The sequence below is a fragment of the Brachybacterium sp. AOP25-B2-12 genome, from assembly GCF_052378625.1.
Lineage (GTDB): Bacteria > Actinomycetota > Actinomycetes > Actinomycetales > Dermabacteraceae > Brachybacterium.
In genome coordinates this window covers 132,278-145,733 of record NZ_JBQSXW010000003.1, presented here as the reverse complement: position 1 = coordinate 145,733, position 13,456 = coordinate 132,278, and the positions used below count along the sequence as shown (strand labels likewise).

Annotated in this window: 13 protein-coding genes; 9 read left to right on the top strand and 4 right to left on the bottom strand. The window is 74.5% G+C overall.

Features of this window, described 5'->3' with window-relative positions:
* Positions 1-105: 105 nt before the first annotated feature.
* From ACT3TZ_RS03495 to ACT3TZ_RS03485, 3 genes are read left to right on the top strand one after another with little or no spacing between them, the layout of a single operon-like run.
* A complete protein-coding gene (locus tag ACT3TZ_RS03495) occupies positions 106-2,859 on the top strand; it encodes a bifunctional acetate--CoA ligase family protein/GNAT family N-acetyltransferase (RefSeq protein WP_444582006.1) in 2,754 nt (917 codons plus the stop codon).
* On the top strand, positions 2,856-3,431 hold the full coding sequence (locus tag ACT3TZ_RS03490) for a DUF5998 family protein (RefSeq protein WP_444582005.1): 576 nt from the start codon (positions 2,856-2,858) through the stop codon (positions 3,429-3,431). Before ACT3TZ_RS03495 ends, ACT3TZ_RS03490 begins: the two co-directional genes overlap by 4 nt.
* A 6-nt stretch (positions 3,432-3,437) precedes the next feature.
* A complete protein-coding gene (locus ACT3TZ_RS03485) occupies positions 3,438-4,589 on the top strand; it encodes an alkaline phosphatase family protein (RefSeq protein WP_444582004.1) in 1,152 nt (383 codons plus the stop codon).
* A gap of 17 nt (positions 4,590-4,606) precedes the next feature.
* Here the strand turns inward: ACT3TZ_RS03485 and sepH are convergent, their stop codons facing one another.
* Positions 4,607-5,845: a septation protein SepH gene (gene sepH / locus ACT3TZ_RS03480; RefSeq protein WP_444582003.1), complete on the bottom strand. Its 1,239-nt coding sequence runs from the start codon at positions 5,843-5,845 to the stop codon at positions 4,607-4,609.
* 241 nt (positions 5,846-6,086) lie between these two features.
* On the opposite strand from sepH, the gene ACT3TZ_RS03475 reads away from it, so the two are divergent.
* Entirely contained in the window at positions 6,087-6,389 is a 303-nt protein-coding gene (locus ACT3TZ_RS03475; RefSeq protein ID WP_444582002.1) for a DUF4193 domain-containing protein, read from the top strand.
* A gap of 154 nt (positions 6,390-6,543) precedes the next feature.
* Here the strand turns inward: ACT3TZ_RS03475 and ACT3TZ_RS03470 are convergent, their stop codons facing one another.
* Positions 6,544-7,077: a DUF3093 domain-containing protein gene (locus ACT3TZ_RS03470; protein ID WP_444582001.1), complete on the bottom strand. Its 534-nt coding sequence runs from the start codon at positions 7,075-7,077 to the stop codon at positions 6,544-6,546.
* Between the two features lie 126 nt (positions 7,078-7,203).
* On the opposite strand from ACT3TZ_RS03470, the gene dut reads away from it, so the two are divergent.
* The 4 genes from dut to ACT3TZ_RS03450 are packed head-to-tail and all read left to right on the top strand — an operon-like array spanning position 7,204 to position 9,805.
* Positions 7,204-7,767 (top strand): dUTP diphosphatase, encoded by a 564-nt coding sequence (dut, locus tag ACT3TZ_RS03465; RefSeq protein ID WP_444582000.1) that lies wholly within the window; start codon positions 7,204-7,206, stop codon positions 7,765-7,767.
* Between the two features lie 3 nt (positions 7,768-7,770).
* A complete protein-coding gene (locus tag ACT3TZ_RS03460; protein WP_444581999.1) occupies positions 7,771-8,562 on the top strand; it encodes a DUF3710 domain-containing protein in 792 nt (263 codons plus the stop codon).
* 5 nt (positions 8,563-8,567) lie between these two features.
* Positions 8,568-8,963 (top strand): OB-fold nucleic acid binding domain-containing protein, encoded by a 396-nt coding sequence (locus ACT3TZ_RS03455; protein ID WP_444581998.1) that lies wholly within the window; start codon positions 8,568-8,570, stop codon positions 8,961-8,963.
* A complete protein-coding gene (locus ACT3TZ_RS03450) occupies positions 8,960-9,805 on the top strand; it encodes a DUF3159 domain-containing protein (RefSeq protein WP_444581997.1) in 846 nt (281 codons plus the stop codon). Before ACT3TZ_RS03455 ends, ACT3TZ_RS03450 begins: the two co-directional genes overlap by 4 nt.
* 52 nt (positions 9,806-9,857) lie before the next feature.
* Here ACT3TZ_RS03450 and ACT3TZ_RS03445 read toward each other — a convergent pair whose 3' ends face one another.
* Positions 9,858-10,526 carry a potassium channel family protein gene (locus tag ACT3TZ_RS03445; RefSeq protein ID WP_444581996.1) on the bottom strand — a complete coding sequence of 223 codons (669 nt, stop codon included), beginning with the start codon at positions 10,524-10,526 and terminating at the stop codon, positions 9,858-9,860.
* A complete protein-coding gene (locus ACT3TZ_RS03440; RefSeq protein ID WP_444581995.1) occupies positions 10,523-11,221 on the bottom strand; it encodes a potassium channel family protein in 699 nt (232 codons plus the stop codon). The genes ACT3TZ_RS03445 and ACT3TZ_RS03440 overlap by 4 nt, the downstream gene beginning before the upstream one ends.
* A gap of 134 nt (positions 11,222-11,355) precedes the next feature.
* Between ACT3TZ_RS03440 and ACT3TZ_RS03435 the strand changes: the two genes are divergently transcribed.
* Positions 11,356-13,443 carry an APC family permease gene (locus ACT3TZ_RS03435; RefSeq protein ID WP_444581994.1) on the top strand — a complete coding sequence of 696 codons (2,088 nt, stop codon included), beginning with the start codon at positions 11,356-11,358 and terminating at the stop codon, positions 13,441-13,443.
* Positions 13,444-13,456: the final 13 nt, after the last annotated feature.

Here is a 13,456-nt window from a genome sequence, read left to right as displayed (position 1 = left end):
CGCCATCCTGCCCCATGACCTGCACGTGCCTGCGCAGGCGGGCCCGCGGGACGCCGGGATGCGACGAACCCGACGCCGGGTGCGCCGCCCGGATAGGGTCGACGCATGGCACGACGGCGCGACGACGACGGGCGACGGGCGGCCTCGCACGGCGCGGCCCCCTATCCGGCCCCGTGGGAGGCGGACATCGCCCTGCGCGACGGGACCGCCGCGCACCTGCGGCCGATCCTCCCCGGCGACGCGGACGCGCTCGAGGCCTTCCACGAGGCGCAGTCCGAGCATTCCCGGTACCTGCGCTTCTTCGCGCCCATGCCGAGGCTGTCCCCGCGGGACCTCGAACGTTTCACCGTCGTGGACCATCACGACCGGGTCGCCCTCGTCGTGTTCCAGGGCGAGGCGATCATCGCCGTCGGCCGCTTCGACCGGGTCGCGCCCCACGAGGCCGAGATCGCCTTCAACGTCTCGGACCGCGACCAGGGCCGGGGGCTGGGGTCCGTGCTCCTGGAGCACCTCGCGGCCGCGGCCCGCGAGGTCGGGATCCGCACCTTCGTGGCCGAGGTCCTGCCCCAGAACAGCCGCATGCTCTCGGTGTTCACGGACGCGGGCTTCGACGTGCGACGCCACTACGAGGACGGGATCGTCGAGGTCGCCTTCGACATCGACCCCACCGACCGCTCGGAGGCCGTCCGCCTCGAACGCGAGCACCGTGCCGAGTCCCGGGCGATGGAACGCATGCTGACCCCGTCCTCGATCCTCGTCGCGGGCGTCTCCGCGGCGCGCGACAGCGTGGGCGGCCGCCTGCTCACGGCCCTCGAGGACTCCGGGTTCACGGGGCCGGTGCACGTGGTCACCCGCGACGCCTTCGAGGTCCGCGGGCGCCCGGCCCATCCGCGGATCGCCGACGTCCCCGGTCCGGTCGACCTCGCGGTCCTCGCGCTGCGTCCCGCGGACTGCATCGCTGCCGTCGCCGAGTGCGCGCGGATCGGGGTGCGCTCGCTCGTGGTGCCCACCGAGGGCTTCGCCGACGCGGGGGAGGAGGGCGCACGGGCCCAGCGCCGGCTCGTGTCCCGGGCACGGCGCTTCGGGATGCGGGTGCTGGGGCCGGCCGCCTTCGGGTTCCTGCGCACCGGGCAGGACCCCATCAACGTCTCCTTCGCCCCCCGGCTGCCCCGCGCCGGCCGCGCCGCGCTGGCCGGGCAGTCCAGCGCCCTGGCGGCGATGATCCTCAGCGGAGCAGCCGCCCGTGGGGTCGGGATCCGCGAGTTCGTGGGCGCGGGCAACCGGGCCGACGTCTCGATCAACGACTGCCTGCAGCACTGGGAGGACGACCCGGAGATCGGGGTGATCGGCCTCGCGCTGGAATCCATGGGCAACCCCCGCAAGTTCACCCGGATCGCCCGCCGCATCACCCGGAGCCATCCCGTCGTGGTCCTGCGCCCGCCCGCGCTGACCATCCAGGCGCCGCCGGGGCACGACGTGCGCTCCTCGACGCTGCCGCGCCGCGCCCTGGACCAGGTGCTCACCTCGGCGGGCGTGGTCGGCACCCGCAGCGTCGACCATCTCGTCGACGTCGTGGAGATGCTGGACCGCCAGGGCGTTCCCTCGGGCACACGGGTGGGGCTGCTCGCCAACACCCCGGCGCTCGGGGCGGCCCTGCGCGGCGCGGCCGACGAGGCGGGCCTGCACGTCGTCGCCGAGCAGCGCCACGTCCCGGCGATCGGCGACGAGCGCATGATGGTGCGCGCACTGACCCGGATGGCGGGCCCCGGCGGCGTCGACATGGTGCTGGCCGGGGTGCTCGATCCGCTCTCCGGCGACCCCGTCGAGCTCGTGCGCCGGATGGCGGACGTCGCGCGCGGCTCGGGCGCGGGGCTCGGCGTGTGCCTCGTGACCGAGCCCGACCGCTACGACGAGGTGCGCCGCGCCGTCCGCGACGACCCCGCGCTGCCGCCCGTGCACCCCACCCCCGCGCTCGTGGTGCGGGCCGCCGCGGGCGCGCTGGCGCACCTGGCCGGGACGGGCGTCGCCGACCCCCGGCCGCCGGAGCGCGAGGACGTGGACCGCGTGCGTGCTCGCGCGCTCGTCGAGGACGCGCTCGAGGGAGTCCGCGGGGTCGTCGAGCTCGACACCGACGCCGCGCGGGCGCTGCTGGCCTGTTACGGGCTCGAGCTGATGCCGGGGCGCGTGGTCTCCGAGCCCGAGGAGGCCGCGGCCGCCGCGACCGCCCTGGGGTTCCCCGCCGTGCTCAAGAGCACCGATCCGCAGTTGGCCCACCGCGCCGACCTCGGGGGCGTGCGCCTGGGGATCCCGGACGCCGAGCGGCTCCGCGACGCCGTCACCGCCATGCGCCGGGACCTCCCCTTCTCCGACGCCCCCCTGCTGGTGCAGCCGATGGCGCCCCCAGGGGTCGCGGTCGTGGTGCGCAGCGTCGAGGACCCGTCGCTGGGCCCGGTCGTGAGCTTCTCCCTGTCCGGGGACGCCGACGCCCTCCTCGAGGACGTCGCCTACGCGATCCCTCCGCTCGACGAGGCGGGCGCGCGCCGCCTCATCGCCCAGCCCGCGACCGCCGTGCGCCTGTCCCCGGGGCCCGGCCTGCCCGGCGCGGACCTCGGGGCGCTCGTCGAGACGGTCGTCCGGGTCGGCATGCTCGCCGAGGACCTCCCGGAGGTCGCACGCCTGGAGCTGCACCCAGTGGTCGTCGCGGCCGACGGGGTCCACCTGGTCGGCGCCCGGGTGTGCCTGGCCCCGGCCCCCAACCGCACCGATGCCACGCGCCGGGTGCTCCAGTCCGGGGCGCCGGGGCCCTCGCCCACCGCCGAGCGGAGCCGCGCCCAGCACCGTGGGAGGATGGGCGCATGACCGTCCAGCTCCCGGCAGACCTCCGCGACGACCTCCGTCGCTCGGGCTACTTCCCCGAGATCGCCGCCGGGTGCATCGCGCGCTCGCTCCGCGGCGCCTCCGTGATCGGGCATCTCGTGCGCCCGGAGACGACGTTCGACGGGGCCGAGGTGCGACGTCATCTCACGGTCCTGGCCCTGACGGCCCGGCACCTCGTGATCGCCCACCTCGACGACGAGGCCGCCGACGAGCTGAACCCCAGCCAGGTCGTCGTGACCACGGAACGGATCCGGCTGACCCGGATCGGGTCGCTGGGCCTGTCGCAGACCTTCGACTCGGACCCCGGCGCCGTCGGCAGCCGCGAGGCCGAGGTCACGCTCGGGATCTCGTGGGGCGGGAGCCGTCGGCTCGAGCTCGAGCGCGCCTGGTGCGAGGACCCCGAATGCCAGGCCGACCACGGCTACACGGGGATGCTCTCCCCGTCCGACCTCGCCCTGCGGGTCAGCGCGCTCGCCGACGGCGACCACGCGGTGCAGGCCGCGCTGCGCTTCCACACCGAGCTCGCCGACGCCGTCGACGCCCTCGAGGACTGACCGCCGGTGCCGACCTGGCCCGGGGACCTGCTGCCCCCGCCGTTCGCCGACGGCGCCCATCCCGGTCTGCTGGACCTCCTGCCGCCCCTGCTGCCCGGACCTGTCGCCGAGCCCGTCACCGGTCGCGACGTCGTCGTGCTCATCGACGGCCTCGGGGCCGAGCTCCTCGAGGAGCATCGCTCGCACGTGCCGACCCTGCGGGTGCTCGCCGGATCCACGACCGCGGTCCGCACCGTCTTCCCCTCGACCACCGCAGCCGCCGTCAGCTCCCTGATGACGGGACGCCCGCCGCTGGACCACGGGATCCTGGGATACGCGGTGACCGATCCGCGCACCGGTCTGGGCGTCCAGCAGCTCAGCGGCGCACCCGTCCCACCGGGCGGCGCACCCCCGCCGGACCCCGCCACCTGGATCCGCACCCCTGATCTCGGCCGGACCTCCACACGCCGCAGCGTCCACGTGGGGCCGCTCAAGCACGCCGGCTCGTTCCTCACGCGCTGCGCCTACGCCGACTGGCCGTTCACGGGGTTCCGCCACGGTGCGGAGGCGGTCGACGCGGTCCGCCTGGCCGTGCGGCGAGCCGGCGAGGACGGGCTGGTGTACGTGCACCTCGCCGAGGTCGACCACGCCGGGCACGTCCACGGCGTCGATTCCGAGGCGTGGCGCACCGCGCTCGCGGAGGCCGATGCGGTGCTCGGCGCGCTCCTGCGCCGGCTGCCCCTGGGGACGCGCCTGACCGTGACCGCGGACCACGGGATGCTCGACACCGACGACGAGCACCGCGTGGACCTGGCCGAGCATCCCCGGATCACGGCGAGGATCCCTCGCCTCGCCGGGGAGTCGAGGGCCCTGGCCCTGCAGACCGACGACGATCCCGCCGAGCTCGCGTCCGACCTGCGGGACCTGCTGGGCGAGCGCGCGCACGTCGTGCATGGCGAGGACGTGCTGACGGCGGGCCTCCTGGGCCCCGTGGACACGCCGGTCGAGCCCGCGGTGCGCGCCCGGGTGCCCGACGTGCTGGTGATCGCCCGCGGCCGCTGGGCGGTCGACGACTTCTCACGGCGCGGGGACGGCGCACGCTCGATGATCGGCATGCACGGCTCCCTCGACTCCCGCGAGGCGTTGGTGCCGGTGGTGCGGGCGACAGCCGGGTCCTGAGACCCCGCCCGCACCCCTCAGTCGTTCTTGGAGCCGAAGACGATCTCGTCCCAGCTGGGCATGGTCGCCCGGCGGGTCCTCGACCGCTTGCGCGCGCTGCCGGTGTGGGCCTCGGCGTCGTCGAAGCCGGGCAGGGGCGTCAGCTCGACCGTGTCCTCGTGGGGCTCGTCACCTGCGGCGGAGCCGCCCCGAGCGGACGCGACGGGCGTGCCCGGGTGATCGTGGCCCTCGTCCGCCGGTGCGGCGGAGTCCGTGCCGAGGTCGGTGTCCAGGTGGCCGTCGTCCTCGCGCGCGGGCGACGCATCGGTGCCGCTCGCGTGCTCGGTCGCGGCGACGGAGTCCGCGGGAGCCTCGTCGTGGTCCCGGGCGTCCAGGTGCGCCTCGTCGTCGCCGACGGAGGTCCAGACGGAGTGCTCGGGGTGGTCGTCCCCGTCCCGGTCCTCCGGGGACGAGGGCGAGGGGACGGGCCGCAGGCCGCGCCGGGCGTTGAGCGCGTCGAGCTCGTCCTCGCCGATGGAGGAGGGGTGGTCGGCGCGGACGGAGGGACGCACGGTGCGCCACGGGCCGGTGCGGCCGGCGTTCGCGGCGGGCGACCCCTCGCGGTCGGGGTGGTCGACCCCGCCGTCGGCCTCGACGTCGTAGACCCGGCCGCGCACGGCGGTCAGGCGCGCGCGCGGGCGCGGCGCATCGGCATCGGGATAGTCCTCGTCGGTCATCCAGCGTGCCTCGTCGTCGTCGGCGACGACGCTCTGGCGGGCCATGTCGGCCTGCCAGTGCGCCACGCGCGCCTTGCCGGCGGCCTCGAAGGACAGGGCGATGGTCCAGGTGCCGTCCTCCCGGCGCCACGCGTCCCACCGGCGCTCGGGGGAGGCCTGGCGCGCGCGGAGCCGCTCGGCGGCGATCTCCGCGAGGGTCGGGCCGCCGGAGCGTCCGACGGGGAACCGCTGGGCGCGCTGGGCGGTGAACTCGCGCTCGGCCAGGACGGGGCCCTCGTACCGGCGCACGTGCTCGATGTCGATGTCGGAGATCCGGACGATCTCCTCGGCGTCGTGACCGGCGCGCAGCAGCGCCTGGATCTCGCGAGGGCGCAGGGGCGTCCTCTCCGCGGACTGGATCAGTCCCAGGGCGGGCTTGTCGCGGCGGACCGCCGCGCGCAGCGCCTCGTCGATCCGGAGGGTGTACTGCTCGCCATCGGTGTCGGTGAGCACGATGTGCTCGCCGTCGTCGTGGATCGAATCGAGCTGCAGCTCTCTCATCGTGGTCCTCTCGGGGCTCGGGTCGCCCGGTCGCCGGGGGTCGCTGCCGGGAGACATCATCGCACGTCCCCCTTGAGGAACCTCGCAGATCCGCCCCACGTGTTGCAGGGTCAGGGGCCGGGTGCAATAATCGCCGCTCGTCCGGCGTTCCCGGGGTCATCGGACCTGACCCGAGCCCGCCGTCAGACGAGCATCGAGGCAGGTCCGAGGACCGCAGAACCCCACGAGGAATGGACCGTAGATGGCCACTGATTACGACGCTCCCCGCAAGAACGACGAGGAGATGGGGGAGGACTCGCTCGAGGAGCTCAAGGGCCGCCGCAACGAGGCCTCCACCCCCGCCGTCGACGAGGACGAGGCCGAGTCCGCCGACAGCTACGAGCTGCCCGGCGCCGACCTCTCCGGCGAGGAGCTCTCCGTCCGCGTGCTCCCGCGACAGGCGGATGAGTTCACGTGCGGATCGTGCTTCCTGGTGAAGCACCGCAGCCAGATCGACCATGTCGAGGGCCGGCTGATCATCTGCAAGGAATGCGCGGCCGCATGACATGACCCCGCCCCCGCGGCGGGACGATCGCAGGACCGCAGGGCGCCCCGGATCCGTCGGGGGCGCCCTTCGTGCGTCCTGGGAGCCTGGTCGGGACCGTGCCGCCGTGCCCCACGGAGCCGTGGGCGCGACGTGCCCTCGGGGCCCTGACCGCTCAGGCGGCGGCGCGCAGGGCGCGAGCCAGCTGATCGGGGTGCCGGGAGGAGAGCACCCATGCCGTGGTGGGGTCCTCCCGGTCCAGCACCGGGACCCGGACGCCGCGGCGGATCCACCCGCGGGTGACGTGGAAGGCGAGCGGCTCGAAGCCGGTGCCCATGACCTCCGTCCAGGCCTCGCCCTCGAGGACGGCGGGGATCCCCAGCAGCTCCGGCTCGATCCGTGCGCTCCCGGCCCGGACGAGACCCTCGCGGACCTCGAGCACGGAGGAGGTCGCCGCGAAGATCACGCACACGCCGATCGCCATGAGGATCGACACGACGAAGCCGGCCTCGACCGAGATCGGCACGAGGATCAGACCGAAGAGCCCGCCGGTCAGGGCGCCCACGATCCACACCCCGACGCTGGGGAGCAGACGCTCCCGGAACAGGACCGTGTCGGCCGTCGCGGGGGGAGCGTCCCCGTGGACGGGACCGGTGGCGGGTGCCTGATCGTCGGTGCTCGGCTGCGCGCCGGCTGCGTCGTGGGACATGGACCCATGGTCTCACGGGGCACCCGGGATGCCGAGGTCGCGCGGATCCGCGGACCCCGGACACGGCGGGACCGCCCGTCCAGGGAGCTCCCGGCCGGGGCACGGGCCGTGGGTACATTGGTCGGCATGCCCGAGGACTCCGTGAGCGCCCCACCGACCACCCCGAACCCCCCGATCCCCGGTGCCGGGGCGACCCCGGCGACCATGCCCGTGCGGCTGGCGCCCGGCGGCGTCCTGCCCGGGCGTGCCCACCCCGACGACGCGGGCTTCGACCTCGTCGCGGCCGAGGACGTCGTGATCCCCGCGGGGGGACGCGCCCTCGTGGGCACCGGCGTCTCCCTCGCCCTGCCGAGCGGGACGGTGGGTCTGGTGTGCCCCCGCTCCGGACTCGCCGTGCGCCACGGCGTCACCGTGCTCAACGGCCCCGGTATCGTGGACGCGGGCTATCGCGGGGAGATCCGCGTCCCGCTGCACAACACGGACCTCCGCGAGGAGTTCGTGGTGGCTCGCGGGGATCGGATCGCCCAGCTGGTCGTCGTCCCGTTCCTCGCCCCGACCCTCGAGGTCGTCGAGGAGCTCGACGCGACGGCCAGGGCACAGGGCGGATTCGGCTCCAGCGGCGGTTTCGGCTCCGAGGAGGGTTCGGCCGCGGAGACGGTCGCCCCCGCAACCACACGACGAGAGGTGTAGACGGTGGGACTGTTCTCACGCCGACAGCGCGACACCGTGACCGACGACGTCACGGACGACACGACCCCGGACGCGGAGGCCGACGAGGACGGCGCGGTCCAGGCCGGTCCGAAGGCCTCGACGGCACCCGCGGACGAGTCGACCGACGACGGTACGGACGACGGCTGGGAGCAGGAGGCGGACCGCTCCCACCTCGCAGGCGGCCCCTTCGACGAGAAGGATGCCCCGGACGAGGACCGCATCGACCTCGCGGGCCTCCAGGTCCCCAGCATCGACGGGACGGAGCTGCGCCTCGAGCTCGATCAGCGCACCCGGGCAGTGACCGGCGTGAACCTCGTGCTGGACGGCTCCTCGCTCCAGATCCAGGCGTTCGCGGCGCCGAAGTCCCGCGGGCTGTGGGAGGAGGTGCGCGGCGCCCTGCGGACCTCCGTCTCGTCCCAGGGCGGGACCGCCGAGTCCCGGGAGGGCATCTTCGGCCCCGAGCTCGTGTGCCGCCTGCCCGTCCGTCGTGCGGACGGCCGCACCACGTATCGTCCCGCGCGCTTCCTCGGCGTCGACGGCCCCCGCTGGTTCCTCCGCGCGATCCTGTCGGGCCCCGCCGTGGGCGACGCGGATGCCACGCGCCGGTTCGAGGAGATCCTCTCGCGCGTCGTCGTGGTGCGCGGAGGGGACGCCATGGCGCCCCAGGAGCTCATCCCGCTGGCCCTGCCGGGCCAGCGACCCGGGCTCGTCCCGGCGGACTCCAACCCGCTCGACCCGCTCGCGCGCGGCCCCGAGATCACCCAGAGCGGCTGAGCGTCGTGTCCGCGCCCGCCCGAGGCCCCGACCTGCTCGCCCGGGTCCGGCGCTTCCTCGCCTCGAGCGACGAGATCGATGCCGCCCGGGCCCGCACCGACGCCGTGCGCGCAGGCTACGACTGCGTCGCCGACGTCGGGGACCGCCGCAAGGTGCACCTGACGGGCTTCATCTCCTCGATGGTCGTGCATCCGCGCTCGGCCGCGCCGACCGTCGAGGTCGACGTCGTCGACGGCACGGGCTCGATCACCGTGATCTGGGTGGGACGCGAGGAGATCCCCGGCATCGAACCGGGGACGCGCCTGTCGGTGACCGGCTTCGCGGCCAACCGCGGCAACCACCGCGTCATGTACAACCCCCGGTACGAGATCCTCGCGCGAGCGGGGGAGGAGCAGACGTGACCGAGCAGGCGCCGTCCGAGGGCCGGTCCGCGCAGGCAGACGGCCAGGTGGCACAGGCCGACAGCCCGGCCGCGCAGGCTGACGCCCACGCGGCCCAGGCCCATGGCCGCACCGCATCGACCGACCCGGGGACCGCCTCCGGCCCGGGCGGCGGCCCTGCAGGCTCTGCGGCACGCACGACGCCGCAGGGCGGTGCTGGCCGGCTCCTCCGCGAGGAGCAGTTCTCCGCGGCCGATGCCGTGGGCGGATGGCGCGGGATCCTCGAGTCGGCGCTGCCCACTGCTCTGTTCGTCGTCCTCTTCGTGACCACCCGCGACATCACCGTCGCGGGGATCGCCGCGATCGCCGCGTGCATTCTCGCGATCCTGGTGCGGGTGATCCAGCGCCAGCGCGTCGGCAGCGCCGTCGGCGGTCTGCTGGGCGTGGCCGTCGGTGCGATCTGGGCGATCCGCTCGGGTGACGGCACCGACTTCTACCTGCCCGGCCTTGCGATCAACGCGCTGACCGCCGTCGTCCTGCTCGTCTCGGTGCTCGCTCGCCGGCCGCTCGTGGGACTCGTGGCCGCGGTGTTCGATCCCCGCGTGGCCGATTGGGCGCAGGACCGCGACGCTGTGCGGACCTACACGCGCGCCACCTGGATGCTCGCCGGGATGTACCTGCTCAAGCTCGCGGTACAGGCCACGCTGTACGCGACCGGCCAGGTCGCCGCGCTCGGCATCGCCAAGCTCGTGATGGGGCTGCCGCTGTTCGCCCTCGTCGTCTACCTCGTCTGGCTCATGCACCGGGCGCTCGTGCACCGCCGCGAGGCCCGCACCGCCGCCGCGGAGGCCTCGGCTCTCTGAGCCGCACGGCACCTGGGCCGCGCCGGGCACCGCACGGCACCTGGGGCGGCGATCAGCTCCCGGTGCGCGGGACGAACAGGTCCTGCAGGGGCCGCAGCCCATCCGTCTCCGCGAGGAACAGCAGCTCGTCGAGCGCCTCGATCGCGTCATGGGCCGTCGGGGCCACCGGCAGCCCGTCGCGGATGATCCCCACCAGCACCGTCCCCGGGGGCCAGCGCATCGACCCCACGGTGCGGCCGATCTTGGGGCTCTCGGAGGGCACCGTGATCTCGACGAGCTGGGTGCGCGAGCCCGCGAAGCCGAACATCTTGACGACGCGGCCCACCGAGACGGCCTCCTCGACGTGCGCCGTCATCACCCGCGGCGTCGAGACGGCGACGTCCACGCCCCAGGCATCCCCGAACATCCACTCGTTGGAGGGGTGGGAGACCCGCGCGACGGTCCGCGGCACCGCGAACTCCGTCTTGGCCAGCAGGCTCACCACGAGGTTGACCTTGTCGTCGCCAGTGGCCGCGACGATCACCTCGGCATCGGCCAGACCGGAGGCCGACAGCACCGACAGCTCGCACGCGTCCCCCTGGAGCCACTCGGCCTGCGGCACGGACTCCCGGCGCGAGGCGGTCACGGCGCGATCCACGAGCACCACCGTGTGGTCCTTGTCCACGAGCTCGGCGGCGATCGAGCGCCCGACGCCGCCGGCGCCCACCACGACGACCCTCATCGCACGCGCCCCGTCGCCGGGCCGGTGCTCTCGGCGTCCTCGGCGCGCGGATGCGCCAGCACCGTCTCCACCTCGTCCAGACGCGTCGTCTCGGCCATGAGGTGCAACCGGTCCCCGTCCTGGACCCGCGTCTCGGCGCCGGGCAGCAGGCCCTCGCCGAGGCGGGTCACGAAGGCGACGCGGGCCCGCGTGCGGCGCTCCACCTCACCGATCGGCGTGCCCACCCAGCTCGGCTCGCACGAGGCCACGAGCATGGTCAGGCGCCCGGAGACGTCGCGGTACTCGTGGTCCGGGCTGCCCGGCAGCAGCCGCGCCATCATCTGGTGGGCGGTCCAGCGCACGGTCGCCACCGTGGCGATGCCCAGGCGCTCGTAGATCTCGGCGCGCCGGGGATCGTAGATGCGGGCCACGACGTTGCGGACCCCGTACTCCTCGCGGGCGACCCGCGCGGCGATCACGTTGGTGTTGTCGCCGCTGGAGACGGCGGCGAAGGCGGCGGCGTCGCGGATGGAGGCCTGGACGAGGGTCCGACGGTCGAAGCCGACGCCGGTCACGCAGGTCCCGGGGAACTCCGCGCCCAGACGGTCGAAGGAGGCGGGGTCCTGGTCGATCACCGCGACGGTGTGCCCCATCTCGACGGTGCGCAGCGCGAGCATCGAGCCCACGCGGCCGCAGCCCATGACGACCACGTGCATCGTGCCTCCTGGTGGGGACTCCTGCCCGCCGGGCGGTGGGCGTCCCCACTGTAGGTGCTCGCGCACGAGGCGTCACGGCGCGGCGCACGCCGGGTCGCACGGGAGCGTCCCGGCCCCGGCTTACCCTTGGTCCCGTGCCCGGGCTCCCCTCCACCCTCAAGCGTCTGGTGCTCGGCCGCGCCTATGCGACCGAGCGGCTCTCGCGCGAGCGCCTGCCGATCCGGATCGCCCTGCCGACGTTCGCCGCCGACGCCCTGAGCTCGGTCGCCTATGCACCCGACGAGATCCTGCTCACCCTCGCCGTCGCCGGGCTGTCGGCCTATCTCGTGAGCCCCTGGGTGGGCCTGGCCGTCGTCCTCGTGATGGCGGTCGTCGTCGTGACCAACCGCAACATCGTCCGGGAGTACCCCAGCGGCGGCGGTCTGTACGAGGTCGTCGAGACCAACCTCGGCAGCGGCGCCGGGCGGGTCGTCGGCTCCGCGCTGCTGGTCGACTACGTCCTGACGGTCGCCGTGTCCATCGCCCAGGCGGGGCACTACGCGACGGGCGCGGTGCCGTCCCTGCACGGCCACGAGGCGCTCATCGCCGTCATCCTCATCGGCGTGCTCGCGGTCGTGAACCTCCGCGGCGTCCGGGAGTCCGGCGCCGTCCTGGCGATCCCGGTGTACCTCTTCATGGGGGCGATCGGCGTGACGATCGCGGTCGGGGCCGTCGAGGCGGCCACCGGGACCCTGGGGCGCGCGCCCAGCGCCGACCTCGCCCTGGTGCCCGTCGACGCCTTCGACCACGGGATGACGGCCCTCGGCGGCGGACTCCTGGTGCTGCGCGCCTTCTCGAGCGGGTGCGCCGCGCTCACCGGGGTCCAGGCGATCGGCAACGGCGTGCCCTCCTTCCGCGCTCCCAAGGCGCGCAACGCGTCGATCACGCTCGTGCTGCTGGGGCTGATCTCCTCGGCGATGCTGCTGGGGGTGATCGCGCTGGCGATGGCCACCGGGGTGCGGTTCGTCGAGGACCCCGCCACGCAGCTCACGCGGGCGGGCGAGCCCGCGACCGGGTACCAGCAGCTGCCGGTGATGGGGCAGGTGGCCCAGGCGGTGTTCTCTCCCGGCTCCCCGATGTTCTACCTCGTCACCTTCGTCACCGCGCTCGTGCTGTTCCTCGCGGCCAACACCGCCTTCCACGGCTTCCCCAACCTCGCGAGCTCGCTGGCCCGCGCCGACTACCTGCCCCGTCGCCTGCGGGTGCGCGGGGACCGCCTGGCCTACTCCAACGGCATCCTGGCGCTCGCCCTCGTCTCAGCCGGGCTCGTGTGGGCCACCGGCGCCGACGTCACGCTCCTCATCCAGATGTACATCGTGGGCGTGTTCGTGGCGTTCTCGCTCAGCCAGCTCGGGATGGTCCGCCACTACACGGCGCGCCGCCGCGTCGCGTCGTCCCCGCGGGACCGCCGCGTCATCGCCTTCCTGCGCGCGGTCAGCGCCGCCGGGTTCGTGCTGGTCACGCTCGTGCTGGTCATCGTGCTGGTGACCAAGCTGGCCCACGGGGCCTGGAGCGCGGTCTTGGCGATGATCGCGCTGTGGGCGGTGATGACCGCGATCCACCGCCACTATCGGCGACTGGCCGAGCGCCTGGCGCTCGACGAGTCCGGCACGGACCCCGCGGCCCTGCCCTCGCGCTCGCACGCCGTCGTCCTGGTCTCCACGTTGGACCGGCCCACCATGCGGGCGCTGTCGGTCGCGGCCTCCTCACGCCACTCCTCGCTCGAGGCCCTCACCATCGACGACCACGATGCCGACGCGACCTCCGGCACCGCCGAGCTGGTCCGGCGGTGGCGCGCCCTGGACCTGCAGATCCCGCTGCGGATCCTCTACTCGCCGTACCGCGCCGTGGTCGCCCCGGTGATGGCCCACGTGCACCTGCTGGCACGGCGCAACCCGCGCGACATCGTCGTGGTCTACGTGCCCGAGGTGCTGGTGGGACACTGGTGGGAGCACTTCTTGCACAACCATTCCGCCCGACGCCTCCGCAGCCGCCTCGCCCACGTGCCGCGCGTCATGGTCACCACGGTGCCGTGGGACCTCGGCGCCGCCGATCAGGACACGGTGCCCACCGTGCCCGATGCGGCAGACGTGGCCGTGACTGCCGCCGCCCACGACGCCGGGACCGACGCCCGACCCCCGAAGGAAAAGGAAGGTGGACGCAGTGGCAGCCCCCACCGCTGACGACGCCCCCGTG

Bases quoted from the DNA above. Each gene is read 5' to 3' on its own strand.
- ACT3TZ_RS03495 (WP_444582006.1), top strand. From the start codon at position 106: ATGGCACGACGGCGCGACGACGACGGGCGACGGGCGGCCTCGCACGGC.
- ACT3TZ_RS03490 (WP_444582005.1), top strand. From the start codon at position 2,856: ATGACCGTCCAGCTCCCGGCAGACCTCCGCGACGACCTCCGTCGCTCG.
- sepH (WP_444582003.1), bottom strand. From the start codon at position 5,845: ATGAGAGAGCTGCAGCTCGATTCGATCCACGACGACGGCGAGCACATC.
- ACT3TZ_RS03475 (WP_444582002.1), top strand. From the start codon at position 6,087: ATGGCCACTGATTACGACGCTCCCCGCAAGAACGACGAGGAGATGGGG.
- ACT3TZ_RS03470 (WP_444582001.1), bottom strand. From the start codon at position 7,077: ATGTCCCACGACGCAGCCGGCGCGCAGCCGAGCACCGACGATCAGGCA.
- dut (WP_444582000.1), top strand. From the start codon at position 7,204: ATGCCCGAGGACTCCGTGAGCGCCCCACCGACCACCCCGAACCCCCCG.
- ACT3TZ_RS03445 (WP_444581996.1), bottom strand. From the start codon at position 10,526: ATGAGGGTCGTCGTGGTGGGCGCCGGCGGCGTCGGGCGCTCGATCGCC.
- ACT3TZ_RS03440 (WP_444581995.1), bottom strand. From the start codon at position 11,221: ATGCACGTGGTCGTCATGGGCTGCGGCCGCGTGGGCTCGATGCTCGCG.